The following is an 11,297-nucleotide window of genomic DNA, read 5'->3' as shown; positions in this document are numbered from 1 at the left end:
GGCCGCCTCCAACTCCCCCGCGACTACACCCACGCCCTCGACATCCGCAACCGCGTCATGCTCGAACTCGAACCCGACCACATCGCCATCCGCCCCGACGACAACGCCGAGGGCACGCCGAACTAGTGGCCCCGGCTGAAGAGCGGCAGGTCGGTGGGCTCGCGGTCGCGCGCCGCGAACGCCGCGTGGAACTCGTCGACGTACGCCTGCGCGTCACCGCTCGCGGTGGGAACGAAGCAGCGATCCTTCTCTTCGCCGTGGGGGACATCCTTGACGCCCCCTCGGCGGACCACACCTCGCGCCGCCGACCGGCTCGGTGACGGCCCCCGGCGCGGGCGGACCAACGACTCTGACGCGAAGTCGGACGCATGTCAATATGTATTCCTAATTTAGGAGAATCCCGGAACGCGGTGTGCCTAAAACCTTGACAGGCTCTTCCCGGCGGGTGCATGTTCGGCAACGTTGTCATCCCGATGGCAACGTTGTCATCGCCATGATGCCAGGCCGTCTCGTCATTGAACATCCCTGAACGGAGCCGCTGTTCATGCCGGATATGTCCCCCCTCCCCTCCCGACGCGCCGTACTCTCCACCGGCTCCACCCTCCTCGCGGGGTTCGGGCTCGGCATGGCCTTCCCCGCCGCCGCCACGGCCGGGACGCGGTCCTCCGACCCCGTCGGCGCACGGGGCGAACTCGCCGCGTACCGCCCGGTCACCGTGTCCTCCACCGACTACGCCCCCACACCGGCCGAGTTCGCCGTCGACGGCCTCGACCGGGTCGGCGTGCGCGGCTCCGGCTGGCGGGCCGCCGCCGGCGACCCCCAGTGGATATCCGTCGACCTCCAGGCCCTGTGCGAGGTCGAGTCGGTGCGCCTGACCTTCGAGGCGACGGCCGACGACCCGCCGTACACCCCCGGCACCGGCGGCAACCCCCGCGACAACACCACCGGCCAGGAGATCCTGTCGAGTTGCGCGGTCGCCTTCGTGATCGAGACCTCGCGCGACGGGAAGTCGTGGACCGTCGCGCACCGCACCGACGACGGCAAGGGCGGGGTCGTGGAGATCACCCTGCCCAGTCCCGTCACCGCCCGCTGGGTGCGGATGACCGTCACCAAGCGCTCCAACGCCAACCCGCTGGGCCTCAACGGCTTCCAGGTGTACGGCACCCCGCGCGGCCACCGCCCCGAGGCCACCGGCTGGACCGACTGGGGGACCAACCACCGCACGCCCCCGGCCCTCGAGGTCGCCGAGGACGGCACCGTGCCGCTGGAGTCGGGGTGGGACCTGACCATGGACGACTGGGCGGGCGGCAGTGCCGCGGAGCTGTCGGCGCCGTCCGTGGACACCAGTACCTGGCTGCCGGCCACCGTGCCGGGGACCGTCCTGGGCTCGCTCGTGACGGAGGGGCACCTCCCCGACCCCGTCGCCGGCTTCGCCAACCTGCACATCCCCGAGGCCCTCTCCCGCCACTCCTGGTGGTACCGCCGCGAGTTCCGCCTGCCCGAGGGCCTGCGCACCGGGGCGGGACGCCGTGTCTGGCTCGAGTTCGACGGGGTCAACCACGAAGCCGACATCTGGCTCAACGGCAAGCAGGCCGGCACCCTCACCTTCCCCTTCGCCCGCGCCGCCTACGACGTGACCGCGCTGCTGGCCGCCGACGGCCCGCAGGCCCTCGCGGTGAAGATCAGCCCCATGCCGTTCCCCGGCAGCCCCGGCGACAAGGGCCCGGCCGGGCTCGCCTTCGTCGACGCCGGCGCGAACATGATGAACCGCAACTCGCCGACCTACCTGGCCTCCTCCGGCTGGGACTGGATGCCCGCCGTGCGCGACCGGGCCGCCGGCATCTGGAACCACGTACGGCTGCGCTCCACCGGCGACGCCGTCCTCGGGGACCCCCGCGTCGACACCGTCCTGCCGGACCTGCCCGACACCGGCACGGCCGAGCTGACCGTCGTCGTGCCGGTCCGCAACGCCGCCGCGGACGCCCGGTCCGTCACCGTCACCGCCGCGTTCGACGGCGTGCGCGTGCAGCGGACGGTGACCGTTCCCGGAGGCGGCAGCACCGACGTCGTCTTCGCCCCGGCATCGGACCCGAAGCTGCGCGTACGGAACCCGAAGCTGTGGTGGCCCAACGGCTACGGCGAGCCGGAGCTGCACCGCCTCACCCTGACCGCCTCCGTGGCCGGGCAGGAGAGCGACCGGCGCACCACGCGCTTCGGCATGCGCCAGTTCGGCTACGAGTACGACGTCCCGCTGACCTTCCAGTCGGGCTCCAACGCCTACGCGCAGACGGTGACGTTCACCCGGCGGACCGCCCGCTACGTGCGCGTCCTGTGCCGCACCCGGGCCACCGACTGGGGCTCGTCGATGTGGGCGCTGTCGGTCGCCGACAGCGCCCTGCCCGATCTCGACCTCGCCCTGCACAAGGACGCCACCGCCTCGTCCACCGACGACCCGTCCAACCGGCCCGGCAACGTCACGGACGGGGACCCGGGCACGCGCTGGTCGTCGAAGTTCGAGGACGACCAGTGGGTCCAGGTGGACCTCGGCTCCGCGGTCGCCTTCGACCGCGTCGTGGTCACCTGGGAGCAGGCGTACGCCGAGACGTACACCGTCCAGGTCTCCGACGACGGCGACGAGTGGACCGACGCCGCGTCCGTCGACAACGCCGCGGTGCCGCTGCCCTTCCAGACCTCGGGCTCGGCGAGCCTGCAGGACGTGGAGTTCGCCGCGACCACGGCCCGCTACCTGCGGATCCTCTGCCACACGCGCGCCACCAGCTGGGGCTCGTCGATGTGGGGCCTGTCGGTGGTCGACAGCGGCACGCCGGGCACCGACCTGGCGCTGCGCAAGGAGGCCACCGCCTCGTCCTTCGAGGGCGACGGCAGCGGGCCGGGCAACGCGGTGGACGGCAAGCCGGGCACCCGCTGGTCCTCGAAGTACGAGGACGAGCAGTGGATCCAGGTCGACCTGGGCTCCGCGGTGCGCTTCGACCGGGTCGTCATCACCTGGGAGCAGGCCTACGCCAGGACCTACACCGTCCAGGTCTCCGACGACGGCGACGAGTGGACCGACGTGAAGTCCGTCGACAACTCCACCGTGCCGCTCAAGATCAGCGTCAACGGCGTCCGCGTCTTCGCGCGCGGCGGCAACTGGGGCTGGGACGAGCTGCTGCGCCGCATGCCCGCGGAGCGTATGGACGCGGCCGTGCGCATGCACCGCGACATGAACTTCACGATGATCCGCAACTGGGTCGGCAGCAGCAACCGCGAGGAGTTCTACGCCAGTTGCGACGAGCACGGCCTGCTGGTGTGGAACGACTTCCCCAACGCCTGGGCGATGGACCCGCCCAACCGCCAGGCCTTCCTCGACCTCGCGCGGGACACCGTGCGGCGCTACCGCATCCACCCCAGCGTCGTCGTGTGGTGCGGCGCCAACGAGGGCAACCCCCCGGGCCCGGTGGACGACGGGATGCGCTCCGCGGTGCGCGCGGAGGCCCCCGCCCTGCTCTACCAGAACAACTCGGCCGGCGGCATCGTCTCCGGCGGCGGCCCCTACGGCTGGGTCGAGCCCGAGCGGTACTACTCCGCGTCCACCTACGGGGGCGGCAGCTTCGGGTTCCACACCGAGATCGGCATGCCCGTCGTCTCGACGGCCGAGACGATGCGGCGCATGGCCGGCGACGAGCCGGAGTGGCCGGTCGGCGGTGTCTGGTACCACCACGACTGGAGCACCCGCGGCAACCAGGCCCCGCAGAACTACCGCGCGGCCATCGAGGGCCGGCTGGGCACGGCCGAGGACCTCGACGACTTCTGCCGCAAGGCGCAGTTCGTCAACTACGAGAACTTCCGTGCCATGTTCGAGGCCTGGAACGGCAGGCTGTGGGACGACGCCGGCGGCCTGATGCTGTGGATGTCGCACCCCGCGTGGTACAGCACGGTGTGGCAGACGTACGACTACGACTTCGACGTCAACGGCGCCTACTACGGCGTCCGCAAGGCCGCCGAGCCGGTCCACGTGCAGGCGGACCCCGTGAGCGGGAAGGTCGTGGCGGTCAACCACACGCCCCGGGCCCTCAAGGGCGCGACGGTCTCGGCGCGTCTGCTCGACCTGTCCGGCCATCCGCTGTCCGCGGAGCGGCGCGGCCCGGTGGACGTCGCGGCGTCCGCGAAGGCGGACGCGTTCACCGTGGCCTGGACGGACGGCCTGCCGGACTTCCACCTGCTGCGGTTGCGGCTGACGGACCGTCACGGCGAGGTGCTGTCCGAGAACGTCTACTGGCGCTACCGCAAGCCCGAGCACATGCAGGCGCTCAACAAGGCCGCGCGGACCCGGGTCGCCGCCGACGTGACGGACACCGACCTCTCGGGCGACCGGCACGGGCTGACCGCGCGGGTGAGCAACCGGGGGGCCTCGGTCGCCGCCCTGGTCCGGCTCTCCCTGCTGGACTCCCGTTCCGGCGAGCGGGTGCTGCCGACGCTGTACAGCGACAACTACGTCTGGTTGCTCCCCGGTGAGAGCCGCACGGTGACGCTGTCCTGGCCCGCCGGGGCGCTGCCGTCGAAGCGGCCGAAGCTGCGGGTCGACGGCTACAACGTGCCCGCGGTCACCGCGCAGCCGTAGCCGGCCGCACCGCCGTGGCGGTCACCTCCCGGGTGGCCGCCACGGCGGTCCCGCGCGCCGGGAACCCGTCCCGAATCGCGGACGTCTGACAGGAGGTGACGACTTCTCCAACCCTGATGCGCCCGGCGCGGTTCGGCGACCTGGCGGCCATCGTGGACGTGCACACGCAGGCACGTGCCGCGTACTACCAGGCGGGCGGCCTGCCCGGTTCAGAGATCGACAGCCCCGACGGCTGGGCGCGCCGCCGTGCGACCTGGGCGCACGCGATCCAGTCGAGCGCGACGACGGTGCTGTGCGCCGTCGAGGACACCGAGGTGGTCGGTGTGGTGGCCATGGGGCCGCCCAAGGAGGGCGCGGAGGCCGCGCCCTCGTGCGGTGAACTGCACCGGATCCATGTGCGTCCGGACCGCTGGGGCCGCGGCCTCGGGGGGCTGCTGCACGCCGAGTTCCTGCGCTTCCTGCGGGAGTCCTCCCTGGAGACGGGGCTGCTGGACGCCTGGGAGCGCAACAGCCGTGCCCTCGCCTTCTACACCCGGCACGGCTGGGTCCCGGAGGGCGGTCGCCGCCCGGGCCCGGGCGGGGTCGACTTCCTGCGGCTGCGGCTCGACCTGGGCGGCCGCGTCGCCGCCGCGGTGTCCTCGGAGGGCACCGTGCCGCTGACCTGACCTGACCTGACCTGACCTGACCTGCGGCAGCCTGGCATGCTGTGCAGCGTGCTGATCAAGGGCTACGACCACGGGCCTCTGACGGCCGGTGAGCCGCTGGCGGACCGGCCCGGCTTCTGGGCGAACCACCTGCTGGGGTGGTGCCAGGCCGGGCCGGACGGCGAGCGTCCCGAACCGGAGTGGTTCGGGGACGACGGCGCCGACACCGACGCCCTGGCGGAGGTGCTGTACGACGAGCGGGCCTGGCCCGTCCTCCGGGTGCCGTTCGGGGACGGGCACCGCGCCGTCGCGGTCTTCCGGAACTTCGCCGACGATCCCGGATTGGACTTCCTGCTCACCCACCCCGGCTGGGTCCGTGCGGAGACCCTGCTCTCGTACGACGGCGACCGCTGCGGCCCCGGGCTGCGGTGGCGCCAACTGGTGCACGTCGCGGACGCCGTGCCGGATCGCGGGCCGGACTCCGGGCCGGACTCCGGGCCGGAAGGGGGCCTGTACGGCCCCGCCGCCCGGCTGCTGCTCCTGCTGCCCGTGCTCACCGACGGCCGGCGGAACGCGGCCGAGGCCGTGCCCCGGATCGCCGGCGCGCTCACCGCGGTCGGGGCGCCGCAGGAGACCGCGGCGCTCGCGGCCCGGTGCCTCATCGACGGGCCGGATGACGCGGTCCGGCGCGACCCGGCGTGGGGCTCGCCGCTCAGCGGCGGCACTCCCCGTGCCGGGGAGGGTGACGGGTGGCCGGGCCGGGTGCCGTTGCCGGGCCTCGGCGTGACCGCCGCCCAGGGGGAACGACTCGCCCGCGCCCTCGGCGGGCACGGGGAGCCGTCCACGGGGGTCAGCGCGCGGGGGACTTGACCCATTCCTCGACGGTGACGACGTCCGCCTGCCGCGGGAACACCTTCTCCGTGAGCACGCGGTGCACCTCGGGGTCGGCGTCCAGGCACCCGTCCGCCAGCACGGTCAGGCCGAAGTCGAGGTCGGCCGCCTGGCGCAGCGTGGACAGGACCACGCCTGAGGTGGCGATGCCGGTCAGGACGAGGCTGTCGACGCCGCGCGCCCGCAGGACCATGTCGAGGTCGCTGCCCGCGAAGGCGCTGACGCGCTTCTTGGTGACGACGACGTCGCCGGGCGCGGGCGCGACGTCGGGGTGGATCTCGGCGCCCGGGTCGCCCGCGGCGAAGCCGCCGCCCCGGGCGAGGGCGCCGAAGGTCTTGTTGCGCGGGCTGACCTCCGGGTGCCCGGCGCGGAACCCGATGACGACGTGGACGACGGGGATGTCCGCGGCGCGCGCGGCATCGGTCGCCTCACGCACCCGGGACAGGTAGCCGGCGTCCGCGGTGAAGCGGTCCGTGATGGCCCGCTGGACGTCCATCACGAGGAGTGCGCTGTGCGCCATTCTTGCTGTCCTTTGTTCGTGCCGTTCGGATCGTGCGAGTCGTCGCCGCCGCCGGGCCGGCGCGCCGCGGGGGTGTCGCGGCGGCCGCGCAGCGCGGAGGCGAGCGCGGCGATCAGCGCCATGACGGCGGCCGCGCCGAAGACGGTGACGAGTCCGTGGTGGAAGGGACCGGAGACGAGGGTGGGGAAGAAGGCCGTACCGGTCAGGATGTGCACCTGGTGCCCGGGCAGGGTGGCCAGGACCCCGCTGGGCCCGAGCAGGTGACCGATGGGGTTGTCGCCGAGGAAGGTGGCGAACAGGGTGCTGACCGGCGGCAGTCCGGCGACCTGCTCGGCAGTCCCGGCGGGCACGCCGTTCGTCCGCAGGCCGCCCTCCAGCGTCCCCGGGAGCGAGCCGGCCAGTCCGGCGATCATCAGCGAGAAGCACAGGCCGATGGAGAGCGCGGTCCCGGAGTTCTGGAAGGTGGACCGCATGCCGGAGGCGACACCGCGGTGTTCGGGCGCGACGCTGCCCATGATCGCCGAGGTGTTGGGGGCCGAGAACATGCCCTGCCCGATGCCGCTCACCAGCAGCAGTGCCGCGAAGGCGGGATAGGGGAAGTCGACGGGGAGCGCGAGCAGGCCGACGAACGCGGCCGCCACCAGGACGAGTCCGGTGGTGGAGAACAGCCGTGCGCCGAAGCGGTCCGACAGGTGCCCTGACACCGGCCCCGCCAGCAGGAAGCCGACGGTCAGCGGCAGCATGAAGATGCCGGCCCACAGGGGCGTCTGCTCGAAGTCGTAGCCGCGCAGCGGCAGCCAGATGCCCTGCAGCCAGATGATGAGGGTGAACTGCAGGCCGCCGCGGGCGATCGCGGTGAGCAGCACCGCCAGGTTGCCGGCGGCGAACGCCCTGACGCGGAACAGCGCGAGCTGGAACATCGGTTCCGCGACCCGGGTCTCCGCTAGGCAGAACACCACGAGCAGCAGTACGCCCGCCGCCAGGCCGCCCAGCACCCAGGGGTTGGTCCAGCCCGTGGGGTGTCCGCCGTAGGGCTGGATGCCGTACGTGATGGCGGCGAGCAGTCCCCCGGCCCCGGCGGTGAAGGTGAGGTTGCCGATCCAGTCGACGCGCCCGGGCTTGCGTGCCCCGGTCTCCCGCAGGCTGCGGTACGACCAGACGGTGCCCGCGATGCCGATGGGCACGCTCACCCAGAACACGGCACGCCAGTCGATGGTCGCCAGCAGACCGCCCGCGATCAGCCCGAGGAACTGGCCCGCGAGCGCGGTGATCTGGTTGATGCCCAGCGCCATTCCGCGCTGCCGGGCGGGGAAGGCGTCGGTGAGGATGGCCGCGGAGTTGGCGGTCAGCATCGACCCGCCGACGGCCTGCACGATCCGGAAGCCGATCAGCCACAGGGCACCGCCCCCGCCCCTCAGCGGGTCGAGGGAGAGCGCGAGCGACGCGCCGGCGAAGATCGCGAAGCCCATGTTGTACATCCGGACCCGGCCGAACATGTCGCCGAGCCGGCCGAGCACGACCACCAGCACGGCGGAGACCAGCAGGTAGCCGAGGATCATCCAGAGCAGGTAGCCGATGTTGCCGGGGGCGAGCGGGTCCAGGCCGATGCCGCGGAAGATGGCCGGCAGGGAGATGATCACGATCGAGGCGTCGATGGTCGCGATCAGCACGCCGAGTGTCGTGTTCGACAGCGCCACCCACTTGTAGCGGCCGCCGTCGTCCACCTGCGCGGTGGTCACAGCTTCTCCGCCAGCCGGTCCAGCAGCGGCAGCGCGTCGACGAGCTGCCGCCGCTCCTCGGCGGTGAACTGCCCTCCCAGCACGGCCGCCAGCCGCTGCACCGACTCCGACCGCCGGTCCGCGAGCACCTTGAGCCCCGCCTCCGTCACCGTCATCACGACGCGCCGCCTGTCGTGGGCGTCGGGCCTGCGGCTGACCAGCCCGCGTTCCTCCAGCCCGGCCAGCGTCGTCGCCATCGCCTGCGGGCGCACCCGCTCCAGCTCGGCCAGCGACCCCGGCGAATCCGGGCCGTCCCGGTCCAGCCGGGCGATCACCGACACCTCCGACAGGGTGACGTCGCCGACGGCGTGCGCCTGCCGCAACCGCCGCGCGATCCGCCCCACGCTCAGCCGCAACGCGGCCCCGACCTCGGTCGGCTCACCGGCTTCGAGTGCCTTGGCATCCATATTCAGTAACAGTAGATTAATCAACCTGATGTAACTATCAGGCTCCGGTCAAGACCGTGCCAAGGACGGACGTCCGCCGCACCTCCGAGCGCCGGGCCCCTGTCCGAGACTCACGATCCCGGGGACGCCGCAGGCCGCACGAGGGTGACGGGGCGCCCACGGACCCCCCGCCTGCGGGAGACTCACAGACAGCGCATAAGGTTAGGCTCGCCTAATACTTCAAAGGCGAACCATGTACAGGAGTCTCCACATGTCTCTTCGGCGCCGCGGCACAGCCGCCGTCGCTGTCGCCATCGCCGCCGCGCTGTCTCTCGCGGCCTGCGGCGGGTCCAGCAGCAACGGGAAGGAGGGCAGCGCAGCAGCCTCCGCGACCGCCGGGTCCAAGGACTCCAAGTCCGTCGCGCAGGGCGGCGAGGACTTCGGGGACGCCGCGGAGAAGACCGCCGCGATGGGCACCACCGCCAAGCCGGGCGAGTGGCCGCGCACCATCACCCACGCCATGGGCAGCACCGTCCTCAAGGCGCGGCCCGAGCGCGTCGTCGTCCTGGACGTGGGCGAGCTCGACAACGTCGTCTCGCTCGGCATCAAGCCGGTCGGCCTCGCGCCCACCGAGGGCTCGCCGGAGCTCCCGTCCTACCTCGGCGGGAAGGCGGGCAAGCCCGCGAACATCGGCACCATCAACAGCCTCAACCTCGAGGCCATCGCAGCGCTCAAGCCGGACCTGATCCTGGGCAGCCAGCTGCGCGCCGCCGACTCCTACGACGAGCTCTCGCAGATCGCGCCGACCGTCTTCTCCATCCGCCCCGGCTTCACGTGGAAGGAGAACTACCTCCTCAACGCCGCCGCGCTGGACAAGACCGCGCAGGCCAAGGCGAACCTGGACGCGTACGCGAAGAAGGCGGCGGACCTCGGCACGAAGCTGGGCGCCGACAAGCCGAGCGTGTCGATGGTGCGTTACATGCCCGAGGGCAAGATCCGCCTCTACGCGAACGACTCGTTCATCGGCACCATCCTCAAGGACGTCGGCATCCCGCGGCCGAAGAACCAGGACATCGAGGACCTGGCCGCCGAGATCAGCGCCGAGAACATCGACCAGGCCGACGCCGACTACATCTTCACCGGCGTCTACGGCGACCCCAAGGCCACCGACAAGTCCAAGGCCCAGGGCAACCCGCTGTGGAAGAACCTGCAGGCGGTCAAGGACGGGCACGCCTTCGACGTCCCGGACGAGACCTGGTACCTCGGGCTCGGGGTCACCGCGGCCGAAGCGGTCCTCGACGACCTGGAGAAGCACCTCACGGCCTGAGCCGGCGAGGCTGTTCCAGAGCCGTGCGCCGGGCGCCGGCGGGCCTTCGTGCCCGCCGGCGCCCGGCGCCCGTACGACACCCGAACCGGAAAGAGAGAGTGAGCTCGGCGCATGGCGCGACCGACCCGTCGCCGTATCGCCTGGCTGGTGGGGTGCGCGGCGATGCTGCTGATCGCCGTCCTGCTGAGCCTGGCCGTCGGCAGCCGTCAGATCGCCCCCGGCGAGGTGGTCCAGGCCCTGCTGCACGGCGGCACCAGTGACGACGCCCAGGTGGTGCGGGCGCTGCGCGTACCGCGCACCGTCATCGGCGTGCTGGCCGGCGCGGCCCTCGCCGTGGCCGGGACCGTGATGCAGGGCATCACCCGCAACCCCATCGCCGAACCCGGCATCCTGGGCGTCAGCCAGGGCGCCTCCGTCGGGGTGGTGTGCGCGATCGCGTTCCTCGGCGTGCACACCCTCACCGGGTACGTCTGGTTCGCCTTTGTGGGCGCCGCGGTCGCCGCCGTCGCCGTCTACGCCGTCGCCGCGGGCGGTTACCGCGGGGCCTCCCCCGTGAAACTGGCGCTCGCGGGCGCCGCGATGAACGCCTTCCTCGCCTCCGTGGTCTCCGGGATCGTCACCACCGACGCCCACGCCCTGGACGAGTTCCGGTTCTGGCAGGTCGGCTCGATCAGCGGCCGCGGCAGCGACGTCATCGGCCAGATCTGGCCGTTCGTGGCCGCCGGACTGCTCCTGGCCGCGGTGCTGGCCCGGGGACTGGACGCGCTCGCGCTCGGCGACGACGCGGCCAAGGGCCTCGGCCACAACGTGGCGCTGCTGCGCGTCCTGGGCGCGGTGGGGGCGACCGTGCTGACCGGCGCCGCCGTCGCGGCCGTGGGCCCGATCGCCTTCACGGGCCTGGCCGTTCCGCACATCGCCCGGGCCTTGGTCGGCGCCGCGCACCGCTGGGTGCTCCCGGTGGCCGCCCTCCTGGGACCGGTGATGATCCTCGCCTCCGACGTGCTCGGCCGTGTCGTCTTCCCACCCTCGGAGGTGCCGGTGGCCGTCATGACCGCCCTGCTCGGCGTGCCCTTCCTCATCGCGCTGGTACGGCGCCGGACGGTGGTCGCCGCATGAGCCGCACGAGCCGC

The 11,297-nt window shown here is 72.6% G+C and carries 9 protein-coding genes and 1 pseudogene; 6 read left to right on the top strand and 4 right to left on the bottom strand.

The annotated features are described in order from the left end of the window. Nucleotides 1–126, top strand: a pseudogene (locus PV342_RS14245) (ABC transporter ATP-binding protein); the annotation flags it as partial. Here the strand turns inward: PV342_RS14245 and PV342_RS14240 are convergent. After that, nucleotides 123–293 (bottom strand): hypothetical protein, encoded by a 171-nt coding sequence (locus tag PV342_RS14240; RefSeq protein ID WP_500317331.1) that lies wholly within the window; start codon nucleotides 291–293, stop codon nucleotides 123–125. The pseudogene PV342_RS14245 and the gene PV342_RS14240 overlap by 4 nt on opposite strands. 260 nt (nucleotides 294–553) lie before the next feature. On the opposite strand from PV342_RS14240, the gene PV342_RS14235 reads away from it, so the two are divergent. The 3 genes from PV342_RS14235 to PV342_RS14225 all read left to right on the top strand — a co-directional run bounded on the left by PV342_RS14235 (nucleotide 554) and on the right by PV342_RS14225 (nucleotide 6,135). Further along, nucleotides 554–4,621, top strand: a complete 4,068-nt coding sequence (locus tag PV342_RS14235; protein ID WP_500317329.1) for a discoidin domain-containing protein — start codon at nucleotides 554–556, stop codon at nucleotides 4,619–4,621. A 95-nt stretch (nucleotides 4,622–4,716) separates the two neighbouring features. Further along, nucleotides 4,717–5,286 carry a GNAT family N-acetyltransferase gene (locus PV342_RS14230; protein ID WP_386993226.1) on the top strand — a complete coding sequence of 190 codons (570 nt, stop codon included), beginning with the start codon at nucleotides 4,717–4,719 and terminating at the stop codon, nucleotides 5,284–5,286. 48 nt (nucleotides 5,287–5,334) lie between these two features. Next, nucleotides 5,335–6,135, top strand: coding sequence for a hypothetical protein (locus PV342_RS14225; protein WP_500317326.1), 801 nt, complete (start codon nucleotides 5,335–5,337; stop codon nucleotides 6,133–6,135). On the opposite strand, the gene PV342_RS14220 is transcribed toward PV342_RS14225, so the two are convergent. Genes PV342_RS14220 through PV342_RS14210 form a run of 3 tightly spaced genes read right to left on the bottom strand, consistent with a single transcriptional unit; the run spans nucleotide 6,116 to nucleotide 8,861 of the window. Then, entirely contained in the window at nucleotides 6,116–6,676 is a 561-nt protein-coding gene (locus tag PV342_RS14220; protein ID WP_400807858.1) for a cysteine hydrolase family protein, read from the bottom strand. The genes PV342_RS14225 and PV342_RS14220 overlap by 20 nt on opposite strands. After that, nucleotides 6,652–8,415, bottom strand: a complete 1,764-nt coding sequence (locus tag PV342_RS14215; RefSeq protein WP_500317324.1) for an MFS transporter — start codon at nucleotides 8,413–8,415, stop codon at nucleotides 6,652–6,654. The genes PV342_RS14220 and PV342_RS14215 overlap by 25 nt, the downstream gene beginning before the upstream one ends. Next, nucleotides 8,412–8,861, bottom strand: coding sequence for a MarR family winged helix-turn-helix transcriptional regulator (locus PV342_RS14210; RefSeq protein ID WP_018562591.1), 450 nt, complete (start codon nucleotides 8,859–8,861; stop codon nucleotides 8,412–8,414). The genes PV342_RS14215 and PV342_RS14210 overlap by 4 nt, the downstream gene beginning before the upstream one ends. A gap of 250 nt (nucleotides 8,862–9,111) precedes the next feature. Between PV342_RS14210 and PV342_RS14205 the strand changes: the two genes are divergently transcribed. After that, nucleotides 9,112–10,167 carry an ABC transporter substrate-binding protein gene (locus PV342_RS14205; protein WP_386993221.1) on the top strand — a complete coding sequence of 352 codons (1,056 nt, stop codon included), beginning with the start codon at nucleotides 9,112–9,114 and terminating at the stop codon, nucleotides 10,165–10,167. A 111-nt stretch (nucleotides 10,168–10,278) separates the two neighbouring features. Next, entirely contained in the window at nucleotides 10,279–11,283 is a 1,005-nt protein-coding gene (locus PV342_RS14200) for a FecCD family ABC transporter permease (RefSeq protein WP_500317322.1), read from the top strand. Nucleotides 11,284–11,297: the final 14 nt, after the last annotated feature.

It is taken from the genome of Streptomyces sp. PA03-3a, assembly GCF_033792735.1.
Taxonomy (GTDB): domain Bacteria; phylum Actinomycetota; class Actinomycetes; order Streptomycetales; family Streptomycetaceae; genus Actinacidiphila.
Note: the sequence above shows the minus strand (reverse complement) of the source record. Positions and strands in the feature narration are given on the sequence as shown.

What these genes read in the sequence shown, in the direction of transcription:
- PV342_RS14235 (WP_500317329.1), top strand. Translation starts at nt 554, where the DNA reads ATGTCCCCCCTCCCCTCCCGACGCGCCGTACTCTCCACCGGCTCCACC.
- PV342_RS14220 (WP_400807858.1), bottom strand. Translation starts at nt 6,676, where the DNA reads ATGGCGCACAGCGCACTCCTCGTGATGGACGTCCAGCGGGCCATCACG.
- PV342_RS14210 (WP_018562591.1), bottom strand. Translation starts at nt 8,861, where the DNA reads ATGGATGCCAAGGCACTCGAAGCCGGTGAGCCGACCGAGGTCGGGGCC.
- PV342_RS14205 (WP_386993221.1), top strand. Translation starts at nt 9,112, where the DNA reads ATGTCTCTTCGGCGCCGCGGCACAGCCGCCGTCGCTGTCGCCATCGCC.
- PV342_RS14200 (WP_500317322.1), top strand. Translation starts at nt 10,279, where the DNA reads ATGGCGCGACCGACCCGTCGCCGTATCGCCTGGCTGGTGGGGTGCGCG.